Raw genomic sequence first — 20,172 nt, 5'->3', positions numbered from 1 at the left:
CCGTGCGTAATCTTCCGAAGAATGAAATCGTCGTTCAGCGCCGCCGTCAGGCGACAGTGAATGAGATATTAGTTGCGGACGACGTTCGTCGCGCGGGGACCCTTGGGGGCCTGTTCGATGTCGAACTCGATCTCGGTGCCTTCTTCGAGGTCCGGGCCGCCGACGTCTTCCATGTGGAAGAATACGTCATCGTCCGCGTCGTCCGTCGAAATGAAACCGTAGCCGCCTGTGTCGTTGAAGAAATCAACGTTTCCTTTCGCCATTGCAAACAACTGTAGGGGCACTCGGGGGATAACCCTTGCGAGGGTCGCGGTACCACGAGGGGCGGGGACAAAACGACGATCGTCGAGGCGAATATCGGGGCGCCGCGGCGTCACTCTCGATCCAGATACTCCTGTTGAATCTCGACGACCTCACTCGAATCCTCGCAATCGGCGTATCGCCGGAGCGGTTCCTCGTTCATCTCCAGAAACGTCTCGCCCCACGTGAACTTCGCGAGAATCTCCTCGGCGCGCTCGCGCTCGCCCAGAATCGTCAACCCGGCGGCCAGCGCCTCGACGGTGGTCAGCTGGAACGGCTTGCCGTAGTTGATCGGGTTCGCGGCGACGAGAAAGGGAAGCGCGCGGTGCTCGCCGTCGATCGAGAACATCGCCTCGCCGGCGGTCTCCCACGAGCAGTCCAGCGCGACGAGCCGGTCGCTCGCCTCGCGGTCGGCCGGCGAGAGCGCGCGCTCGGCGTGAGGGTTCAGCACGATCCCGTACGGGGTCGCCCGGTCGCTGCGATGTAGCTCGGCGAGGTCGAACCGCGCGAGCTTCCGAGCGGTGCACTTGTCGGGGTCGTCGTCGCCCTCGTACCGGACGTGGAGATTCACTGGCCGAGCGTTGGCGGCGGGCGAGCAAAAGCGATGCGGGACGGCGCCGCTCGGTGGCTATCCCGACTCCGCCGACTCGATCGCCGACCGGATCGCGTCGAGTTGGCTGTCGCCCGAGTCGAGATCGACCTGCTCGTCGTTCACGAACACCGTCGGCGTGCCCTGGACGCCGCGATCCTGCCCGTCGCTGCGGTCGGCTTCGAGTACCGGCGCGTACGTGTCGTTTTCGGCGGCCGAGCGCACCGCATCGGCTGGAGCGTCGACCTCGTTCGCCAGGTCCGCGAGCACGTCCATCGAGTACGATCCCTGTTGCTCGAACGCGAGCGCGGCGTACTCGAAGAAGGCCGCGTCGCCGACCCCGTCCTGGACAGCGCGGGCGGCTCCGGCGACGGCCCACGACCACCGATCGTCGACCGGGATGGGGAAGTCGTGGTGCTCGTAGCGGACGCGCCCGGTGTCGACGAACTCCGAGACGACGTCGGGGTAGACGTTCAGATGGAAGTCCCGACAGTGTGGACACGAGAAGTCCTCGTAGGCGGCGACGGTGATCGACGACTCCGGGTCGCCCTGCACCGGCGTCGGGAGCGATTCGACCGCCTCACCGGAGGGCTCGGGCGCATCACCGAGGCCGAAACAGCCGGCGATCGAACCGGTCGCTAGCCCGCCCGCGAGCGCGAGGGCCCGACGACGGGTGAATCGAGGTGCCATGAGTAGCCGTACGGACCGGTCCAGTATCAACCGTCCGGCTTCCGGTCGCCGCGACGGGGCGCACCGGGACCGATCGCCCGTTCGGATGCGGAACCACTTTGAGGACGGCAGTCACACCTCCGCACATGGAGGTTTTCGGGTCGAGCGGGACGCGGGGGACGGTCAACGAGTCCTTCACTCCCGAGTTCGTCGTACAGGTGGCCCAGGCGGCCGGAACCGTCTGGGACGCCGATCGCGCCGCGGTCGCGCGGGACACGCGCGTGACCGGCGGGATGCTCGCCGACGCGGCCGCGAGCGGGCTGGCCAGCGTCGGGACCGACGTCGACCGACTCGGCCGGACACCGACGCCGTCGGCGCAGGCGTACGCCGAACGGGCGCAGATGCCAGTGGTGATGGTGACGGCCTCGCACAACCCGCCAGAGTTCAACGGGATCAAGCTGATCGGGCCCGACGGCGTCGGTCTGTCGGTGGACGCGCTCGAACTGATCGAGGAAGCGTTCCTCGAAGGCGGCGTCGAGACGGTGCCGTGGGACGAGGTGGGTACGCGACGGCGCGTGTCGAACGTCAACGACGACTACGTCGCCGAGTTGCTGTCGGCGATCGACCGCGAGCGCATCGCGGCAGCCGACCTGACGGTCGCGCTCGATCCCGGCCACGGCGCCGGGGCGCTGACCAGCCCCGAGTTCTTCCGCTCGCTGGGCTGTGAGGTCGTGACTGTCAACGCCCAGCCCGACGGCCACTTCCCGGGACGGGACCCCGAACCGGTCGCGGAGAACCTGGCGGACCTCGGACGGCTGGTCCGGACTGCCGGCGCCGACCTGGGGATCGCCCACGACGGCGACGCCGACCGCGCGATCTTCTTCGACGAGCGCGGCGAGTTCGTCGAGGGCGACGCCGCGCTGGCCGCGCTGGCGACGGCCGAACTCGATCCCGGCGAAACCACCGTCTCGGCGGTCAACGTCTCCCAGCGGCTGGTCGACGCCGTCGACGCGGCCGACGCGAATCTCGAACTGACGCCGATCGGATCGACCCACATCGTCAGTCGCGTGCTGGAGCTCCAGCGCGAGGGCGCCGACGTGCCGATCGCGGGCGAGGGCAACGGCGGAATCTTCTTCCCCGAGTTCCGGCTGGCTCGCGACGGCGCCTACACCGCCGCTCGCTTCCTCGAACAGGTGGCCAGCCGCCGGGCCAGCGACGTCGTTGCGCCGTTCGCGGACTACCACAACGTCCGACGAAACGTCGACTACGCCGACCGCGACGAGCGCGACCGGATGCTCGCGGCCGCCGAAGAGTGGGCCGAAACCGAAGACGCCGAGCTGACGACGATCGACGGCTACCGGCTCGACTACGGCGACGCCTGGGCGCTGACCCGACCGAGCGGCACCGAACCGCTGATCCGCGTCTACGCCGAGGCGCGCGACGCCGAGCGAGCCGAGGAGCTGGCGGCGGCGGTCGGCGATGCGCTCGAAGCGGGCAGGAACTGAGCTCGTTCTCGCACCGATCGCTCGCGGGCGTCGAGCTACGGCGTCGAACGTAGAGTCTGCAGCTACGGCTCCGGAAGCTCCGACAGGGCCGATTCGAGGGCCGCACGCTCCTCGCGCAACTCGTCGAGGTCGTCCGCGACGCCGCCCGACGCCAGACGCTCCCGATCGTCGGCGTCGAGCCGGTGGGTCGCGACCGCGGCGTCGCGCAGGCGCTCGTACCGCTCGGCGTCGTTCGCCAGCGCGCGAACCTCGCGGAGCTTCGCGACGGCGTCCTCCGGGGCGAACCGGTCGACGACCTTCCGGAGCTCGACGACCCGCCAGCGCAGCACGCCTCGCTCCGGCGGCGGCCAGCCGATCGTCAGGGGCTCGGCGTCGAGCCGTTCGAGGTAGGTCCGCTCGGTCGCGATCGAGCGCTTGAGCGCGTCGGCGTCGGCCGCGTAGTGTTCGAGCTTCGAGCGCGAGTAGTCGGCGTACTCCAGTAGCGTCGGCAGCGGTTCCTCGCCGTCGGGAGATTCGCGGACGTACGCGAGCAGCTCCTCCGAGGGGCGCGGCAGGTCGACGAGCGGGAACGCGCGCGTCTGCTCGACGAACGCCAGCAGCTCGCGAGCCGACGCCGTCTCGCGGTACTCGCGGAACGCCTCGCGGATCGACTCGTCGTACGCCTCGATCGGGTCGCGCAACTGCTCGACGGGCGCGTCGAGGTCGGCGTCGCCCAGTTCCAGCAGTCGTTCGAGCTCCGCTTCGCGCTCGTCGATCGCGTCGAGCCGATCGGCGGCGTCGATGCGAGCATCGCGGTACGCCGCCCGCGCGTCGTCGCGATCCCCCAGCAGGTCGACGAGATCCTCGGCGCGTGCGAGCGCCTCTTGCGCTCGGTCGAAATCGCTCTGGCTGAGCCGACGCTTGTCGACCGCCTCCAGCGCGTCCTCGAACGCCTCGCGACGGGGGAGCTCGTCGGGCAGGTCCTCGACGAGCGTGGCGAACTCGCCGCGGAACTCGACGTAGGACTGAAAATCGCCCGTTCCGGTGGCGTCGTCGACGTACCGGTCGAGCAGCCGGTGGGCCGAGCGATAGGTCTCGGCGACGGTCTCGACGTCGTTCTCGCCGTGGTCCGCGACCGCCGATCGGAGCCGCTCCAGGCGCTCGTGGGCGTCCCGGAGCCGCTCGACCGAGTCGAACCGACGGCTCGCTGGTTCGCTCATCGGCTTACTCGTAGACGGCGTCGGGATCGAACACCTGCTCGCCGACCGTCTCGCCGTCGATCGTGCGGTAGAAGCAGGACTCGTAGCCGGTGTGGCAGGCGCCGCCCTCCTGGTCGACTCGGTAGACGATGGCGTCGCCGTCGCAGTCGACGCGAATCTCCTCGACGTGCTGGACGTGCCCGCTCGTGGCGCCTTTCTCCCAGAGTTCCTCGCGGCTCCGGGAGTAGTAGTGGGCGCGCCCCGTCTCGCGGGTGCGCTCGACGGCCTCGGGCGTGACGTACGCCAGCATCAGGATCTCGCCGGAGTCGGCGTCCTGGGCGACCGCGGGGATGCGGCCCGACTCGCCGAAATCGAGATCGACGGCGGCGGCTGCGTCGCTCATGTCGAGACCGAGGCCCGACGCCGAGGTATGCTTTTTGGTCGGCGAGGCGGCAGTTCGGCCGTCGCTGCCGGGCAACGTGGCGAACAGGCACCGCGATGGGGGCGCGGAGCGCTGCGGTGCGCGACGGCGAGACGCTCCGCGCGACTGTCAGGTCACGCCGGCCGTCGCCGCCGTATCGTACGTAAAGCTGTGGACGGAGGAGTCGACGCCGCGGCCGATCAGACGAGCCCGAGGGCGCCCAGCAGCGAAAAGAGCAGGTCGCCGTACACCAGCGAGACGAGCAGTCCCGCGAACAGCGGAACGATGAACGGAATGCCCGGCGAGATCCAGACGGTCTCTTCCTGTGCGAGCACGTCCAGCCCGTCCCGGAGGTCCTCGGGCGTCGTTCCGTAGGCCGAGCCGTCGATCGCGTCGAGGAAGGCGGCGGCGCCCCAGGGGTCGTCGTACGCCGCGTCGTCGCGAGGCGTCCCGCCGTCGGTCTCGCCCGGGTCGTGAGACGCCGCAGTCGCCGCGGCGTGATCGGCGTCGCCCGCCGCGTCGGGGACGGGAGAAACCGCCCCGACGGCGCCGTCGGTCGGCGGGTTCGGATCGGCGGGAAGCGTGGCTGGATCGCGGTAGTGCTCGGGGCGCTCGCGCAGGTCAGCGAGCGCGAGACCGCGCCAGCGCAGGTACATCCGGAGCGCGTCGAGATCCAATCCGCGGCGGGTCAGCCCGTCCGGGCGTTCCAGCAGCTGGCCGTGAGCGGTCAGCACCGCCGACAAGGGCCGCTCCAGTCCGACGGCCATCGCCGAAGAAAAGCGGCCGCGAACGGCGTTGTACAGCGCGAGCGCGAGGGGGTAGGCCGCGGCGACGAGGACGGCGTTCGTAAGGATGCTAAAGGAAAACACGCCGATCCGCGTCTGGACCAGCGGGTACTCGGCGCCGCCCGCCAGAAAGTAGGAGGGGAACGCCGGGAACAGCACCGCAAGCACCATCAACGCCTTCGCGTCGGCGCCGCCGAAGCCGCCGATCCACCAGAACGCGTACGCCAGGGGGACGACCAGCCCGAGGCTGATCGCGACCTGCCTGACGAACAGCTGCCAGCGATAGCCGCCCGTCGCGTGCAGGCTGGCCGCCTGCCAGACGAGCGCGAGCAGCCCGAGCGCCAGCAGCGGAAGCCACGTCTTATTGGGAACCCGTCGGCTCTTGACGTCGCGCCAGGCCGCCCAGCCGAAAACGGGCACCGCAAGCAAACGGAGGAGATCCGGCGCCGGCGCCACGACGAACCCGAGGTCGATCACGTTCCCATGCGGGCGGGCGACCGTAAAATAGGTTCCGCCCGCAGCGAGGTGCGGTCGGTGGGGCGGTCAGTGCCCGCTCCGCTGGAGCGCGATCCGACGGCAGTCCTCGGGCGGCACCGTCGCTCTGGGGAGTCGCTCGGCACAGATCCGGCAGTGCGCGAACCCCTCGCGGTTGAACGCGTGACAGAGCACGCAGAGCGCGAGCGGCGACGTGCCGTCCCAATCGTCGGGAAGCAGTCCCGTCGCCCTAGCTTCGGCCCGGCGATCGCGAGCGTGCTCGACGCCGTCCTCGCTCGTGCCCGTGACGCGAGCGAACAGGTCCGGCAGTCCCATCGACCGGGGGTAGGGCGTCAGCGAAGAAGATCTATTCGGTTCGAGCGCGGCGAAGAAAACCGAACGAATGTTCCTGAAAGATCGGCCGGCCGGAGCGCCGCACTGAGCGGTCGGCGACCAAAAAATGAAGCGTCGGCAGGTGAGACGGCAGAGCCGCTCAGATGACGCGGTTCTGCAGGTAGTCGAGGTGCTTGGCGTTGTAGACGATCTTGACCTCGTCGGCATCGGGCGAACCGATGCAGGTCAGGCGCACGCCCTTCTCCTCGACTTCTTCGTCGCTGAGAATCTGCTGCATGTCCATGTCGATCTCGCCCTCGAAGACGATGGCTGCGCAGTTCGCGCAGGCACCGGCGCGGCACGAGAAGGGCCAGTCGTAGCCCTGGGCCTCGGCGGCCTCGAGGATGTACTCGCCCTCGTTGACGTCGAGAGAACCGTAATCCTCGTCGTCGAGGCCCGCGTCGGCGGCCTGCTCGAAGAGATCGTCGTCGTCCATGTCCCAGCCCTGGTCGTCCAGTACTTCGTAGTTGAGGTATTCTACCGTGGGCATCACGCCAAACTTCTCTGTCCAAACGGTTAGAAGTTGCTGTTTTGAGTTCGTCCGGTGACCTATCCGCCAGCAGGGGCGACGACCCGGTGGACGGTCGTGGGATGGACGCACGAGGATGCCGACGGCCGGGCGCTCAGAAACCGAAAATCGGGACGAACTCGAACACCAGATACGCGCCGGCCGTCGCGATCGTCGGCACGAGATTCTGGAGCAAGATCACGCGCCCGGTCGTTTCGGGATCGAACAGGTCGGCGGCGCTGGGGACGTCGGCGGGATCTTCCTCGCCCATCGCTGGCAGCGCCTCGCCCTCCTCGTCGGCCGCCAACGCGCCGATCGTGTCCTCGGGCGAGCGGACGCTCTCGCGAACGCCCGCGGTGCGGGTCGCCCGGCCCCACCCCAGCCCGACGATGCTCATCGTCGCGATCACGACGAAACTGGCGGGGATCTCGATCGCCGACAGGAAGATCACCAGCCCGGAGCTGACCGTCGCGACGACGATCGCCGCCGTCAGCGGGAGCTCGGTGATGTCGTTGCCCAGCGTGTCCAGCGTCCGCCGGGCGATCGTGAAGGCGCCGACCGCGACGGCCGCGCTCGCCAGCAGGATGCCGGGGTTCATCTCGACCAGATCGCTGCCGACCAGCGGCGCGATCGCGTTGGCGACGTTGCTCGTCCCCGAGGAGAACGCCATCAGACAGCCGATCGCGACGACGACGCCCGCGCCGACCAGCTCGCGACGCGTGGCCTCGTCGGCGACGGCGACCCGCGGGACGGCGCCAGAGCGGTCGACCTCGACGAGCGCGGCGTCAGAGCGGTCGATCGCGATCCACTCGTTGATTGCCGGGTAGAAGTACCGGCCGACGACGCCGCTGACCCAGAAGCCGATCAGCGGCGCGACCAGCCACCAGATCGCGATCTCGCTCATCACGCCCCAGTCGAGCGTGCCGCTGGCGACGCCCAGCCCGGCGATCGCGCCGACCGCGGTCATCGACGTCGACGCCGGGACGCCGAACACGTTCCCGACGAACAGCGCGAGGCCGATGAAAAACAGCACCGCGATGCTCGTCGTCAGGGTAAAGACCGACGGGTCGACGAGATCGGCGCCCAGCGTCGTGACGACGCGCCGGCCGATCGTGATGGCGCCGACGAAAAAGCACAGCGACATCAGCGCCGCGGCGGTCGTCTTGGCGATCACGTCGGCGCCCACGGCGGGCCCGAAGGCGGGGCCGGTGGTCGCCCCACCGATGTTGTACCCCACGAACGCCGCGACGACGAGTCCGACGAGCAACAGCGGTTCGATCACGACCGAGGGTAGAGCGGGACGGACCATAATGAATCTGGAATCAATCCGCGGGTCGGGCCGCCGGGCGTCGGCATCGTCGAGACGGCCAACTCCGCCGGGCGGCGCGGCGCCGAGTCGCGTTTCCGCGGTGCCGCGCGGGTGCGCTTCGGAGCCTTTAGGCCGCCGCCCCGCCATCGCTCGCACATGAGCGCGTTTCCGGAGTTCGAGGTGATCCCGGCGGTCGACCTGCAGGACGGCGAGGTCGTCCAGTTGGTCCAGGGCGAGCGCGGCACCGAGAAGCGGTACGGCGACCCCGTCGAAGCCGCCGAGCGGTGGGTCGATCAGGGCGCCGAGACGCTCCACCTGGTCGATCTCGACGGCGCGTTCGAGGGCGAGCGCGCCAACGCCGACGCCGTCGAGCGCGTGGTCGAGGCCGTCGACGCCGACGTGCAACTCGGCGGCGGCATCCGGACGGTCGACGACGCAGTCGACCTGCTCGAACGCGGCGTCGACCGGGTGATCCTCGGGACCGCCGCCGTCGAGGAGCCCGAGATCGTCGGCGAGATCAGTTCGGAGCACCCCGGAACGGTCGTGGTCAGCCTCGACGCCAAGGACGGCGAGGTCGTCGTCGAGGGCTGGACCGAGGGCACGGGATTAGATCCCGCCGAGGCCGCCGGGCGCTACGAGGACCTCGGCGCCGGCGCGATCCTGTTTACCGACGTCGACGTCGAGGGGCGACTGGAGGGCGTCCAGACCGAGCCGGTGCGGAACGTCGTCGAGGCGGTCGACATCCCGGTGATCGCCAGCGGCGGCGTGGCGTCGATCGACGACGTGCTGGCGCTGCGCGACGCGGGCGCGAGCGCGGTCGTCGTGGGGTCGGCGCTGTACGAGGGCGAGTTCACGCTCGACGAAGCGATCGCGGCGCTCTGATCGGCATCGAACCGTCGGGACGCCACCGCCCAGCTCAGCGTCGGGACGCCACCGCCCAGCGTCAGAAGTATGGTGGTCGGGTCCGTCGTCTCGCGCATGACCGACCGCGCAGCGGCCGTCGTCCGCGAGACGGCCGAGACGGAGATCGACGTCACGCTCGACGTGGACGGCGACGGGGAGGCCGCCGTCGACACCGGGATCGGCTTCTTCGATCACATGCTGGAGTCGTTCGCCAAGCACGGCCTCTTCGACCTCACAGTGGAGTGCGACGGCGACCTGGAGATCGACGACCACCACACCGTCGAGGACGTCGCGATCGTGCTCGGCGAGGCGTTCGACGAGGCGCTCGGCGAGAAGCGCGGAATCCGGCGCTACGCCGACCGCAAAGTCCCGCTGGACGAGGCCGTCGCCGGGATCGTCGTCGACGTGAGCGGGCGCCCGCTATTCGAGTTCGACGGCGAGTTCTCGCAGGCCTCGGTGGGTGAGTTGACCAGCCACATGGCCAAGCACTTCCTGCGCTCGCTGGCGATGAACGCGGACCTGACGCTCCACGCCGAGGTCGAGGGAGAGAACGCCCACCACGAGATCGAGGCGCTGTTCAAAGCGACCGCGCGAGCGCTGGACGACGCGACGCGGATCGACGAGCGCCGCGGCGGCGACACGCCGAGCACGAAGGGCGAGCTCTGAGGTGGCGAGCGCTCCTACCGAACCCGCAGTTAAAAGTGCCGGGCATCCCTCGCCCTACCTAATGTTCGACGAGATCATGGAGAAGTTCGAGGGGAGCCCCTCCCAGCAGCGGGTGATCCGGCTGCTCCTCGAACGCGGGTTCTCGGTCAACGACGAGGGGCGCGTCGTCTCGGGCGGCATCGAGATCCCCAACACCGGGATCGCCCGCGAGATCGACGTCGACCGTCGGGTGGTCGACTCGACGACCGACGCGATCCTCGACGACGACGAGCTGCGCCGCATCTTTCAGAACATCTCGCAGGTGCCCAGCCTGATGGATCTGGCGCCGGTGCTCGATCTCACTGTCGTCTCGGTCGCGGTGACCGACGCCGAGGAGGAGGGAATCGTCGCAGAGATCACGGGTCGACTCGCCGATCGGGGCATCTCGATCCGCCAGACGATCAGCGAAGACCCGGAGTTCACCGACGAACCGCGGCTGTATCTGGTGACCGGCGAGCGGCTTCCGGGCGATCTGATCAACGAGTTGAACGACCTTGCCTTCGTCCGCAGCATCGAACTGCAGTAGGATACTGCTCGGGTGCGATCGGCGTACTCTCTAAACAGAGGACAGACGCTGGTTCTAACGCCCTGAAAGCCCCCGCCGCGCTCTCTGGGATGGCTGCTACGACTGCGAACGCCCTGAAAGCCCCCGCCGCGCTCTCTGGGATGGCTGCTACGACTGCGAACGCCCTGAAAGCCCCCGCCGCGCTCGACCGGTTGCGACTCGCTGTGCTCCTCGCTCCCTTCGGTCGCTACGGTGCTTGCTTCGCCTCACCGGATCGAGCACGGCGGCCCCTTTCATTCCCACCCACCGCAGCCTCGTCCTCCCCAGCCGATTCGTTCGGTCACTTCGCTCCCTCACTCATCCCTCGCGCGACGCTGTCTCGCCATAGAAGGCTCGACAGCGCGCGCCACCGCAACCGCTCGGCCGGGCGCGGCCTCGTGTTCACGCGAGCGAAGCGAGCGTGAGCTCGGAAGACGCGCAGCGTCTTCCGGTGCCGCGCTGAAGGGGGAGGGCCGGGTCGCGCGTGGTCGCCCAAGGGCGTCCTCACGAGCGAACGTAGTGAGCGAGTGAGGGCTCGGAAGACGAGCGGAGCGAGTCTTCCGGCGACCCGCGCACTGCGGTACCTGCCTGGCGGAATGAAAGGGCGTCCTCGTGAGTGTAGCGAACGTGGGCTCGGGAGAGCTTGCTCTCCCGGCGAGGCGCGGTGGGCGGTTCTCGGGTGGCCCTATCCGAACGCAGTGAGGATATCCACTCGAGAACCGCCCAGCGGGCCGAGGGCTTTCGTGGAGGCACCGTCTGTATCGGTAGCTGCAGATGTTAAAAGCGATCCGAGGGCTTTCAGCGTGTTCTCGTCGAAGACGGCCATCGCGAAGCCGGCGAGTCGTCCGAAAACGCATCGTCCTAGAACCGACGGGCTATTGCCCGCGGCGTCCCGACCCACCGACCATGGACGAGAGTACGCGCGGCACCCTCGGCTTCGTCGCGGTCCAGCTCGCGGCGGTGTACGCCGGGTTGCACTTCTACTGGGCGTTCCCCAAACTCGTTCGCACCGTCCAGTACGGCCAACCGCTGTATCGGGATCCGCGACCGCTGCTGTTCGTCGGCCTCACCGTGCTCGTGCTCGGTGGGCTGGTGCTGGTCCAGCGGGGCGCGATCCCCCGGACCGCCGCGTACGTCGCGGGGATGGCGCTGATGGCCGTCTCGATCGCGGGATGGATGGTCTGGCACCTCGGCGGCCACGTCGCCCTGCTGCCGTGGGCGCCCGAGGGCGTCTCGCAGACCCACGTCGGCAACCCCGTCGCGGTGCTGCTCGAACACGCCGTCGGCGACCCGATCGAGGGGCTCTCGAAGCTCGTCGAGGTCGCACTGTTCGGCGTGCTCGGGGCGCTGCTGTACGACGAGGTCGCGACCGACGCGCCGACAGACCGCGAATCGCCCGCAGAGTCCGACGCCGGGCGATAAGACCCCGAGCATGGCCGAGGAACCGTACCGCACGGTCGCCGGCAGGGGCCGCGCCGAGTTCGAGGTGACGGGGTCGGAGTTCATCGGCCACGTTGCGCCAGCGCCCGACGTCGAGACCGCCGAGGCGTTCGTCGACGACGTGCGCGAGGAGTACGACGACGCGACCCACAACGTTCCGGCCTACCGCGTCCGGGCAGACCCGCTCCGCGAGTGGGCCAGCGACGACGGCGAACCGACCGGCTCGGCGGGCAAGCCCGCGCTGAACGTGCTCCAGCAGGAGGACGTGGAGAACGTCGTCGCCGTCGTGACGCGCTACTACGGCGGGACGAACCTCGGCGTCGGCGGTCTCGCGCGGGCGTACTCCCGGGCGGTCAAGGACGGACTCGATGCGGCCGGAGTCATCGAGGAGCGACCCCACGAGCGCTTCGCGGTCGTCGTCGACTACGACGACTCGGGAACCGTCCGGGGGATCGTCGAGAGTGCGGGCGTCGAGTTCGACGCCGACTACGAGGAGCGCGTGACGATCGCCGTGCGCGCGCCGGTCGAGGACGCCGACGACCTGCGCGACCGAATCCGGAGCGCGACCAGCGGGCGCGCGGAGTTCGACGACGAGCGCTGACGCCGCGACGTATCTCGACGAAAACATTTACTCGCACACGAACGAATTCGGCGACCTCGCGACAGTACGGCTCCAGAGCGCTCGGTATCGGCGCCGAAGCCGCGACGCTGCGGACGCTCCGTCTAGCGGTCTCGACACGAAACGAAGGGGTTCGGCGCGCGTCGATCCCCGCTGATCGCGGGCGTCAGTCGACGATGATCTCGTCGTCGATCGTCTCGCGTTCCTCGGGTTGCATCTCGTCGCGGTAGCGCTCGATCCAGTCGGCGAAGCAGGCCGGACAGAGCCGCTGGGCGTCGACCTGTGAGCGGTCGACGGTGAGCCGCACCGTCCGCGCCAGCGGGTCCGAGATCGAGTCCCCGCAGCCGTCGCAGGCGTCTGACATACTGGACTGACCTGCGTTCCTCACCCACAAAGCTCTAGGGTCGGCATCGACGCCACGGCCACCGCGGCGTCGACGAGCCAATCGCGCGACGCCGACGCCGCCGCGGCGTCAGGAGCGCCGCTCGCGCGTCGCGGTCGAATCGGTCGTCACCGGACGGACGTCCGGTCGCCGACACAAAAAATCGTGCGTCGGCCGGGCTACTGCGTCCGGAACGCCCGGTCGCCGGCGTCGCCCAGTCCGGGGACGATGTAGCCGTCGTCGTCGAGGTAGTCGTCGATGGCGACCGTCAGCAGGTCGACGTCGGGGAACTGATCGCCGACCCGGAGCAGGCCGTCGGGGGCGCTGACCGCCGAGAGGACGATGAAGTTCTCCGGCTCGGGCGAGTTCTCGGTGACGTGATCGAGCACCGTACACATCGTCGAACCGGTCGCGAGCATCGGGTCTGCGACGATCACGGTGTCGTCCTCGGTGATCTCGGGGAGCTTGACGTAGTCGACGGTGATCGGGAACGAGCCGTCCTCGTTGCGGCCGGTCTCGTCGCGGCTGGCGCTGATCACGCCCTGGCGGGCGCGGGGGAACGCCTTCAACAGCCCCTCGACGAACGGCGTCGCGGCGCGGAGAACGTTGATGATCACGACGTCGTCGAGCCCCTTGACCTGCTCGCCCATCGTCTCCTCTAAGGGCGTCTGGAGCGAGACGTACTCGGTGCCCATCCGGCCGTCGATGATCTCGTAGCCGCAGATGCGGCCGAGCTTCACCAGGCCCTTGCGGAACGCGACCTGCTCGGTCTCGACGTCCCGGAGCTTCGAGAGGGTGTGCTTGGCGAGCGCATGCGTGACGACGTACGCCTCGTCGCGGTCTTCGATCGTCATTACCGGAGGGTCGTGATCCGGCGAGTATAACCTACCGATCCTCTCCGACGATGCGGACGCCGCGGAGCACTGCTCCGCGAGCCCTGTGCTCGAAGATCAAGATCTTCGGCATGACGAGAGCGCTTCGCGCTCTCGAACCACCTCGCACGCTCGGCAGGACGCTGGAGAGCAAAGCTCTCCAAGCCCTGCCTCGGCTTCGCCTCGGCAGGACGCCGACGTTCAAGTGCCGCCTCGCTCAGCGTCCATACGATGCGCTCTGTCGAGGCCTCGCGGTTCGTCCGGGCGCCGCCCGCGGCCGTCGAGCGCGCGCTGACGCCGCGCCGGATCGTCGAGTACGAGGGCTCGTTTTCGGTCCGAGAGATCGAGGAGCGCGACGGCGAGACGATCGTCACGGCCGGCGGGCCCGGCCTCGAACTCGCGCTTCGATTCGAGGCCCGCGAGCGCGGATACGAGTACGAGCAGCTCGGCGCGGACGGCCCGCTGGAGGCTATGGAGACGACGCTGACGTACGAGCCCAAAAACGAGGGCACTCGCGTGCGGGTGTCCTCGTCGGTCAGCCTCGGTGCCCCGCCCGCCGCGATCGCCGATCGGATCGCGGGCTGGAAGCGCCGCGGCGAGCTCGACCGGCTGCTGGACGCGCTGGCCGACGACGTCGAGTAGCCGCCGCGATTCCGGAACTCCAGGGGGCTACCGCCAGCCCTTTCGACGCCACGGCCCAACTCGCGGGCGATGACCGACGACCTGTTTTCGCCGCTGGAGCTACGCGGAACGGAGCTCCCGAATCGCGTGATGGTCTCCCCGATGTGCCAGTACTCCTGCGAGGACCGGGACGGACTGGCGACCGACTGGCACCGCGTCCACCTCGGGAGCCGGGCGATCGGCGGCGCCGGCGTCGTGATGACCGAGGCGACCGCCGTCGAGCCCCGCGGGCGCATCTCGCCCCACGACCTGGGCATCTGGAGCGACGAGCACGCCGACGCGCTGGCGCCGGTCGCCGAGTTCGTCCGCGCGCAGGGCAGCGTCCCGGCGATCCAGCTCGCCCACGCGGGGCGGAAGGCCTCGACGAGTCGCCCGTGGGAGGGCCACGAGCCGCTGTCACCCGAGGAGGGCGGCTGGGAGGCGATCGCGCCGAGCGCGACACCGTACCCCGGCAACGAGGACGTTGCGCTGCGCGAGATGACTCGGGAGGACATCGCGGACGTGATCGAGGCGTTCCGGAGCGGCGCCGAGCGCGCGCTCGACGCCGGCTTCGAGATCGCCGAAGTGCACGCCGCCCACGGCTACCTGCTCCACGAGTTCCTCTCGCCGGTCGCCAACGACCGGACCGACGAGTACGGCGGGAGCTTCGAGAACCGCGCGCGACTGGTCGTCGAGGTCGTCGAGGCCGTCCGCGAGGTGTGGCCCGACGACCGACCGGTGTTCGTGCGAATCTCCGGCACCGACTGGCTGCCCGACCGGGACTCGTGGACCCGGGAACAGTCGGCCCGGCTCGCGGACCTGCTGGCCGACGCCGGCGCCGACCTGATCGACGTCTCCAGCGGCGGGCTCCACCCCGACCAGCAACTGCCCGCGGGCGGGCCGAACTACCAGGTGCCCCTGGCCGAGCACGTCCGCGCCGAGAGCGAGCACGACGTGGCCGTCGGCGCGGTCGGCGGCATCACGACGGCCCAGCAGGCCGACGCCGTCGTCCGGAACGGCCGGGCCGACCTGGCAATCGTCGGGCGCGAGCACCTTCGGGACCCCCAGTTCGCGCTCCGGGCCGCGCGCGAACTCGACGCGCTCGATCGGGCCGACGTGCCCGAGCAGTACGAGCGGGCGTACTGAGCGCGCCGGCACGAGCCGCTTACCCGGCCGCGAGATGCCGACTCGCGGCGTCGGACCCCGGCCGCGGCGTCGAACCACGGCCGCGGCGTCGAACCACGGCAGCGACACCCGACCTGACTACCGGCCGGACGTGCTGTGGCGCTCGATCTGCCGGTCCATCGCGCACTGGAGACAGAGATCCTCAGCCGTGCAGCCCGGCGACTCGTGCGGGCAGGCGTGCACGTCCTCGCTCACCGAGAGCCGCTCGCGTTCGAGGCGCCACTCGGCGGCCCAGTTCTCGATCGAGCCGTTCCGGGTCGAGTCGTAGACGACGGTGTCGTCGCGGGTGACGATCTTCCGGCAGACGGCGTCGGACGGCTCGGAGTCGGCGATCAGTTCGACGGCGTCCTCGATCGAGGCGACGCGCTCGCGCTCACGACGGGTCTCGTACAGCGCGAGCACCGTGACGCCGCCCTCCTCGCGGAGTGCCGGATCGGACATGCCCGAGGCGTCGGCCCGTACTCGCAAAAGCGTGGCGAGAGACGCCGTGACAGCACGCGGCACGATTGTGGACGCCACCCGAACCGGTGGCCGGACCGAACTACCTTAGTAGCTCACTCGCGTCTCTCCGAGTATGGGTTTTGGTAGCTACGACGAATCCGAGCAGAAAGACCAGAGCGTCGACGAGGACGACGACTCCGAGGCCGTCAACGTGCACGAAGAAGACCACGAGGGAGAGGTCTCCTTCGAGGCGGAGGGGTCGACCGAGGATCTGGTCGGTCGTCTCCAGGAGATGAAAGACGAAGACGACGACGAGTAACCGCCCGATAGCCCCACTTTTCGCGCCCCGTCGAACGTTCCGTAGCCGCCAGTATCGTCGACGCCAGCCGGCCGCGGCCGGAGCGGATCGACCTCGGACACGAAGCTTATACCCACCAGTCGCTTACGCCGGGACGACTTCGCCGCGGCGCGACCCCCGGTCGCGAGCGGCCCCACTAACCATGGAGCTACGGAATCGCCACGGACGAGCCGTCGATCCCGTCCCGTTCGTCGTCGTCGCCGTCCTCGCCGGCACCGCGACGTTCTCGCTGGGCCCCGGCTACCTCCTCACGCTCGGGCTGTCGCTGCCGGCCGCGCTCGCGACTTGCGCGGGCGTGGCGGCGCTGACGACGGCCGTCGCGCACCGCCGCTTCGTCTGGACCGTCCGGCCCGAACTCCGGCGCGAAGTGCCCGTCGAGTTGCGACTCCGGCGCCTGCTGTACGGCGGCGTCGCGCTCGTCGCGCTGGTGCCGCTGTTCGCGCTCCCGCTGGTGCTGTAGCGACGAGGGCGACCGCCGTAGGCGCGGCGGTCGGCCGACAGAGCCGAGCGGCGGCGTCCGGACGCCGCGGCGGAGCGCGGCGTGTGCCGTGGTTACGTACACCACCCGTTTAACTGCCGATCGGCCGATACCTACCGTATGAGCCTCGCCGAACGGATCGCCGCCTACCGCGAGTACCTCCGAGAGGTGCTCGGCGGGCTCTATCACGGCATGATCGAGCACCCCGCGTACGAACTGATCGAGAAGGAAGCCGAAGATCGGGAAGACGAGTTCCTGCTGGCCTGCTTCGCGGACGCGTTCGGCGTCCCGAGCCCGGCGTCGTACTACACCGCCGAGTTGCTGCCCTATCTCGCCGAGGAGTTCGAGCAGTGGGAACGCCGGATGTGGGACCGCTCGTCGGTGATCGAACGGAAAGGTCAGCAGTACCACTTCTGATGGCGGGGAACGGTACTGTCGGCGAGACCGACCGGTTCGTCTTCTTCGGCGGGAAAGGCGGCGTGGGCAAGACGACGGTGTCGAGCGCGTACGCGACGCGCTGCGCGGCGAACGGGCTCGACACGCTGCTGGTCTCGACTGATCCGGCCCACAGTACCGCCGACGTGTTCGATCAGGAGTTCGTCGACGAGCCGCGATCGGTCGAGGGCCGCGAGAATCTGTGGGCGATGGAGATCGATCCCGACGCCGAGGTCGAGGCCCACATGAACCGGATCAGGCGGTCGCTGTCCGATCAGGTGAGCCCGGCGATCGTCAACGAGATCGACCAGCAGATCGAACTGGCCCACCGGACGCCCGGCGCGTACGAGGCCGCGCTGTTCGACCGGTTCGTCGCCGTAATGCGATCCCGAGAGGAGTACGACCGGGTCGTGTTCGACACCTCACCGACCGGCGGGACGCTCCGGCTGCTGTCGCTACCTGAGTTGCTGGAGTCGTGGATCGACCGGCTGGTCCGCAAGCGCGCAGAGAGCATCGACCTTTACGAGAAAGCGGCGATCGGGGAACGGCAGGCCCCCGATATCGACGACGATCCGATCGTCGCCCGCCTGCGCGAGCGCAAGGAGAACTTCGAGTTCGCCGGGCAGGTGCTCCGAGACGACGCCGCCTTCTTCTTCGTGCTGAACCCCGACGCGCTGTCGATCCGGGAGACCGAGCGCGCGATTGCGGATCTCGCCGAGTACGATCTGGGCGTCCGGGGGCTGGTCGTCAACCGGCTCACGCCCGCCCCGGACGACCACGAGGACGGCCGCGGCGCCCGGTACCTGCGCGCCCGACGCGAGACCGAACGCGAGCGGCTGGCGACGATCCGGTCGACGTTCGAGGCGCCCGTCGTCGCGACGATCGAGTCGCGGATCGAGGAGATCCGGGGCGAGCAGCTCGACGCCGTCGCCGAGGCGCTCGACATACGGGCCGCGCGCGCCGGGGCGACTGACGAGCGAGCGGGGTGACCGAACCGGCAGTCGCAAGCGTATCGACGTCCGCCGATCGGATCGTTCTGCCCACAGTGACATCCGGTACCAAGATTTATTATCAGTATTGATAATGGTAACCTGGGGGAGAACGGATGGTTCAGGTAATATGGCTCGTGCTCGGCGTGCTGGGGATGTTCAGCGCGGGGTATCTGGGATACTCCCGATACTTGGCGAACTTCGTCGATCTGGAGGAAGAGCGGACGACGCCGGCGCACAAGCACGAAGACGGACAGGAGTACGTGCCGTCGAAGAAGCCGGTCCTGTTGGGGCACCACTATTCGAGCATCGCGGGCGGCGCGCCGATCGTCGGCCCGATCACGGCGGCGCTGGTCTGGGGGTGGGTGCCGGCCGTGCTGTGGGTCGCGATCGGGAACCCGCTGATGGGCGCCGTCCACGACTTCATGTCGCTGTCGGGATCGATCCGCCACGAGGGCAAATCGATCGGGTCGATCATCGGCACGTACCTCGGGGAGCGCGGGAAGAATCGGCTGCTGTGGTTCGCGTTCCTGACGATCATCCTCGTCGTGGCGGTGTTCGCGCTCGTCGTCGGCATCGTGCTGGACGCCTACCCGCAGGCGGCGACCGCGAGCATCATCTACATCGGACTGGCGCTGATCTTCGGCGTCTATCTGTATCAGCTCGACTTGCCGTTCATTCCGGGGACGGTCGCGTTCGTCTCGGCGGTGTTCGCCGGCGTCTGGATCGGCGTGCAGTACCCGCTGGCGCTGTTCCCGGCGGTCGGCGACGCGAGCTACCCCGCCGGTACGCTCGTGGTGTTCGCGAGCAGCGGCGCGTGGCTGCCCGGCGCCGAGCTGTTCAACCCGAACATCGCGGCGTGGATCGTCGTCGTGTTGCTGTACGCCTTTGTCGCGGCCGTGTTGCCGGTGTGGACGCTGCTCCAGCCCCGGGACTACCTCTCGTCGTTCCTGCTGTACGCCGGCGTCGGCGGCGCCCTGCTGGCGATCATCGTCGGCACGGTGTTCGGCACCGCGGCCGAGCCGCTGACGGTCAACACGCAGGCGTACTACGGATTCTGGGGGAGCGACGTCGCCAGCTTCGCGCTGATGCCGCTGTTCCCGCTGCTCTTTATCACGATCGCCTGCGGGACGATCAGCGGGTTCCACTCGCTGGTCTCCTCGGGCACCACCGCCAAGCAGCTCGACAAGGAGACCGACGCCCGCCTGATCGGCTACGGCGGGATGCTCGGCGAGGGGCTGCTCGCGACGGTCGCGCTCTGTACGGTCGTCCTGGTCGCCGACGTGGCGGCGTCGGGCGGGATCGGCCTCGCGCTGCCGAACTTCGCGACCGGCGGCGGCGTCATCTTCACGAGCTTCGGCATCCCGACGTCGTACGGCGCGCCCTTCATGGCGCTGGTGCTGGTGAGCTTCCTGCTGACCAGCACCGACACCGCGGCGCGGCTGGGCCGGTACATGCTCGAAGAGATCGTCGAGACGCCCGAGACGACGACCCAGTCGGTCGCCGCGAACCGCTACTTCAGCACCGGCGTGCAGGTCGCGCTCGCCTACCTGCTGGTCACCAGCGGGCGCTGGGAGGACCTCTGGCCGCTGTTCGGCGGCGCCAACCAGCTGCTGGCCGCGCTCGCGCTGCTGACCGCGACGGTCTGGCTCGCCAACTGGGACGAGGCCAAGCAGCTCGTCAGCACCGGCGTCCCGATGGTGGTGATGGCGTCGATCACGGTGCTTGGCTTGCTCTGGCTGGCGCTGTATCAGAACATCGCCGTGAAGCTGCTCGACAGCGCCTGGAGAGCCGACGCGACGGTACTCGACCTGATCGGCACGTCCTTACAGATCGTCATCGCGTTCGTACTCGTGGGGCTGGCGCTGTCGCTGGTCAGGATGGGGTACAGCAACATCCAGCGCGTCAGGACCGGCGGCGAGGTTGCCGCGGCAGACGGAGGCGAACCGAGCGAACCCAGCGACGACTGAGCGTCGGCATCCAGACGCCGGACGCCGTTTTCGTCCGGACGCCGTTTTCTGGCCGGCGAC

The 20,172-nt window shown here is 69.2% G+C and carries 25 protein-coding genes; 13 read left to right on the top strand and 12 right to left on the bottom strand.

Features of this window, described 5'->3' with window-relative positions; all coding sequences use genetic code 11:
- Positions 1-68: 68 nt before the first annotated feature.
- The 3 genes from NO931_RS05555 to NO931_RS05545 form a co-directional block, all read right to left on the bottom strand.
- Positions 69-263, bottom strand: coding sequence for a cold-shock protein (locus tag NO931_RS05555; protein ID WP_097009945.1), 195 nt, complete (start codon positions 261-263; stop codon positions 69-71).
- A gap of 110 nt (positions 264-373) precedes the next feature.
- Entirely contained in the window at positions 374-871 is a 498-nt protein-coding gene (locus NO931_RS05550) for a DUF367 family protein (protein ID WP_256391641.1), read from the bottom strand.
- Between the two features lie 57 nt (positions 872-928).
- Positions 929-1,579 (bottom strand): thioredoxin domain-containing protein, encoded by a 651-nt coding sequence (locus NO931_RS05545; protein ID WP_256391640.1) that lies wholly within the window; start codon positions 1,577-1,579, stop codon positions 929-931.
- A gap of 125 nt (positions 1,580-1,704) precedes the next feature.
- Between NO931_RS05545 and glmM the strand changes: the two genes are divergently transcribed.
- Positions 1,705-3,063 carry a phosphoglucosamine mutase gene (gene glmM, locus NO931_RS05540; protein ID WP_256391639.1) on the top strand — a complete coding sequence of 453 codons (1,359 nt, stop codon included), beginning with the start codon at positions 1,705-1,707 and terminating at the stop codon, positions 3,061-3,063.
- 62 nt (positions 3,064-3,125) lie between these two features.
- On the opposite strand, the gene NO931_RS05535 is transcribed toward glmM, so the two are convergent.
- From NO931_RS05535 to NO931_RS05510, 6 genes are all read right to left on the bottom strand, one after another.
- Complete coding sequence (locus NO931_RS05535) at positions 3,126-4,262, bottom strand: DUF7118 family protein (protein WP_256391638.1); 1,137 nt, start codon at positions 4,260-4,262, stop codon at positions 3,126-3,128.
- Between the two features lie 4 nt (positions 4,263-4,266).
- A complete protein-coding gene (hisI, locus tag NO931_RS05530) occupies positions 4,267-4,644 on the bottom strand; it encodes a phosphoribosyl-AMP cyclohydrolase (RefSeq protein ID WP_256391637.1) in 378 nt (125 codons plus the stop codon).
- Between the two features lie 218 nt (positions 4,645-4,862).
- Positions 4,863-5,924, bottom strand: coding sequence for a prepilin peptidase (locus tag NO931_RS05525; protein WP_256391636.1), 1,062 nt, complete (start codon positions 5,922-5,924; stop codon positions 4,863-4,865).
- Between the two features lie 66 nt (positions 5,925-5,990).
- Positions 5,991-6,257, bottom strand: a complete 267-nt coding sequence (locus NO931_RS05520) for a hypothetical protein (protein ID WP_256391635.1) — start codon at positions 6,255-6,257, stop codon at positions 5,991-5,993.
- Positions 6,258-6,414: 157 nt separating this feature from the next.
- Positions 6,415-6,804 (bottom strand): ferredoxin Fer, encoded by a 390-nt coding sequence (gene fer, locus NO931_RS05515; protein WP_256391634.1) that lies wholly within the window; start codon positions 6,802-6,804, stop codon positions 6,415-6,417.
- A gap of 133 nt (positions 6,805-6,937) precedes the next feature.
- Positions 6,938-8,104 carry an inorganic phosphate transporter gene (locus NO931_RS05510; RefSeq protein WP_256392043.1) on the bottom strand — a complete coding sequence of 389 codons (1,167 nt, stop codon included), beginning with the start codon at positions 8,102-8,104 and terminating at the stop codon, positions 6,938-6,940.
- A gap of 183 nt (positions 8,105-8,287) precedes the next feature.
- Here NO931_RS05510 and hisA point away from each other — a divergent pair, with 183 nt between their 5' ends.
- The 5 genes from hisA (at position 8,288) to NO931_RS05485 (ending at position 12,324) form a co-directional block, all read left to right on the top strand.
- A complete protein-coding gene (hisA, locus tag NO931_RS05505) occupies positions 8,288-9,013 on the top strand; it encodes a 1-(5-phosphoribosyl)-5-[(5-phosphoribosylamino)methylideneamino]imidazole-4-carboxamide isomerase (RefSeq protein ID WP_256391633.1) in 726 nt (241 codons plus the stop codon).
- A gap of 96 nt (positions 9,014-9,109) precedes the next feature.
- Positions 9,110-9,700 carry an imidazoleglycerol-phosphate dehydratase HisB gene (hisB, locus tag NO931_RS05500; protein WP_256391632.1) on the top strand — a complete coding sequence of 197 codons (591 nt, stop codon included), beginning with the start codon at positions 9,110-9,112 and terminating at the stop codon, positions 9,698-9,700.
- Positions 9,701-9,761: 61 nt separating this feature from the next.
- Positions 9,762-10,265, top strand: coding sequence for a TrpY family transcription regulator (gene trpY / locus NO931_RS05495; protein WP_256391631.1), 504 nt, complete (start codon positions 9,762-9,764; stop codon positions 10,263-10,265).
- A gap of 924 nt (positions 10,266-11,189) precedes the next feature.
- Positions 11,190-11,705, top strand: coding sequence for a hypothetical protein (locus tag NO931_RS05490; protein ID WP_256391630.1), 516 nt, complete (start codon positions 11,190-11,192; stop codon positions 11,703-11,705).
- A gap of 10 nt (positions 11,706-11,715) precedes the next feature.
- Positions 11,716-12,324: an IMPACT family protein gene (locus NO931_RS05485; protein WP_256391629.1), complete on the top strand. Its 609-nt coding sequence runs from the start codon at positions 11,716-11,718 to the stop codon at positions 12,322-12,324.
- A 184-nt stretch (positions 12,325-12,508) separates the two neighbouring features.
- Here the strand turns inward: NO931_RS05485 and NO931_RS05480 are convergent, their stop codons facing one another.
- Together NO931_RS05480 and upp are read right to left on the bottom strand one after the other, a co-directional pair.
- Complete coding sequence (locus NO931_RS05480) at positions 12,509-12,706, bottom strand: DUF7569 family protein (protein ID WP_256391628.1); 198 nt, start codon at positions 12,704-12,706, stop codon at positions 12,509-12,511.
- Between the two features lie 197 nt (positions 12,707-12,903).
- Positions 12,904-13,578 carry a uracil phosphoribosyltransferase gene (gene upp, locus NO931_RS05475; RefSeq protein ID WP_256391627.1) on the bottom strand — a complete coding sequence of 225 codons (675 nt, stop codon included), beginning with the start codon at positions 13,576-13,578 and terminating at the stop codon, positions 12,904-12,906.
- Positions 13,579-13,827: 249 nt separating this feature from the next.
- On the opposite strand from upp, the gene NO931_RS05470 reads away from it, so the two are divergent.
- Both NO931_RS05470 and NO931_RS05465 read left to right on the top strand, forming a co-directional pair.
- Positions 13,828-14,238: an SRPBCC family protein gene (locus NO931_RS05470; RefSeq protein ID WP_256391626.1), complete on the top strand. Its 411-nt coding sequence runs from the start codon at positions 13,828-13,830 to the stop codon at positions 14,236-14,238.
- A 69-nt stretch (positions 14,239-14,307) separates the two neighbouring features.
- Positions 14,308-15,402: an NADH:flavin oxidoreductase/NADH oxidase gene (locus NO931_RS05465; RefSeq protein ID WP_256391625.1), complete on the top strand. Its 1,095-nt coding sequence runs from the start codon at positions 14,308-14,310 to the stop codon at positions 15,400-15,402.
- Between the two features lie 117 nt (positions 15,403-15,519).
- Here NO931_RS05465 and NO931_RS05460 read toward each other — a convergent pair whose 3' ends face one another.
- A complete protein-coding gene (locus tag NO931_RS05460; RefSeq protein ID WP_256391624.1) occupies positions 15,520-15,882 on the bottom strand; it encodes a hypothetical protein in 363 nt (120 codons plus the stop codon).
- Between the two features lie 133 nt (positions 15,883-16,015).
- Between NO931_RS05460 and NO931_RS05455 the strand changes: the two genes are divergently transcribed.
- The 5 genes from NO931_RS05455 to NO931_RS05435 all read left to right on the top strand — a co-directional run bounded on the left by NO931_RS05455 (position 16,016) and on the right by NO931_RS05435 (position 20,112).
- The gene (locus NO931_RS05455) at positions 16,016-16,201 is read left to right on the top strand and encodes a DUF5786 family protein (RefSeq protein ID WP_256391622.1); all 186 of its coding nucleotides are present in this window, start codon (positions 16,016-16,018) and stop codon (positions 16,199-16,201) included.
- A 181-nt stretch (positions 16,202-16,382) separates the two neighbouring features.
- Positions 16,383-16,700 carry a hypothetical protein gene (locus tag NO931_RS05450; RefSeq protein ID WP_256391621.1) on the top strand — a complete coding sequence of 106 codons (318 nt, stop codon included), beginning with the start codon at positions 16,383-16,385 and terminating at the stop codon, positions 16,698-16,700.
- A 138-nt stretch (positions 16,701-16,838) separates the two neighbouring features.
- Positions 16,839-17,135 (top strand): DUF7990 family protein, encoded by a 297-nt coding sequence (locus NO931_RS05445; RefSeq protein ID WP_256391620.1) that lies wholly within the window; start codon positions 16,839-16,841, stop codon positions 17,133-17,135.
- Positions 17,135-18,142 carry an ArsA family ATPase gene (locus NO931_RS05440; protein ID WP_256391619.1) on the top strand — a complete coding sequence of 336 codons (1,008 nt, stop codon included), beginning with the start codon at positions 17,135-17,137 and terminating at the stop codon, positions 18,140-18,142. Before NO931_RS05445 ends, NO931_RS05440 begins: the two co-directional genes overlap by 1 nt.
- Positions 18,143-18,258: 116 nt before the next feature.
- Positions 18,259-20,112, top strand: coding sequence for a carbon starvation CstA family protein (locus NO931_RS05435; protein ID WP_256391618.1), 1,854 nt, complete (start codon positions 18,259-18,261; stop codon positions 20,110-20,112).
- The last annotated feature ends 60 nt before the right edge of the window (positions 20,113-20,172 follow it).

This window comes from Natronoarchaeum rubrum, assembly GCF_024494695.1.
The sequence above is the reverse complement of the archived record's forward strand: the minus strand, read 5'-3'. Positions and strand labels throughout refer to the sequence as shown.